Source organism: Anaerococcus sp. HMSC075B03 (assembly GCF_001815585.1).
Classification (GTDB): domain Bacteria; phylum Bacillota; class Clostridia; order Tissierellales; family Peptoniphilaceae; genus Anaerococcus; species Anaerococcus vaginalis.
In genome coordinates, this window is record NZ_KV821163.1 from 1 (window position 1) to 229 (window position 229).

The window sequence follows — 229 nt, forward strand, 5'->3', positions numbered from 1 at the left end:
TTTAGGTTATGCTGCCTTTTACGAAGCAAGTATAGATGAAGTAAAACTATCAAATAGTCTAACTTATCTTGGTGGTTTAGCATTTTTCAATTGTGGACTTAGAGAAGTAACTTTACCTAATACTTTGGTAAATATTGAACATAATGCTTTTGAAAGAAATAACCTTCAAGAAATAACTATACCGAAGTCTGTGAAGACAATTGAACAGTATGCTTTTTCAAGAAATAAA

The 229-nt window shown here is 29.7% G+C and carries 1 protein-coding gene; it reads left to right on the forward strand.

Annotated features, from left to right (window positions below; all coding sequences use genetic code 11):
* Window positions 1–229, forward strand: a 229-nt coding sequence (locus HMPREF3045_RS00810; protein WP_143269973.1) for a leucine-rich repeat domain-containing protein, incomplete at both ends; no start/stop codon positions are given.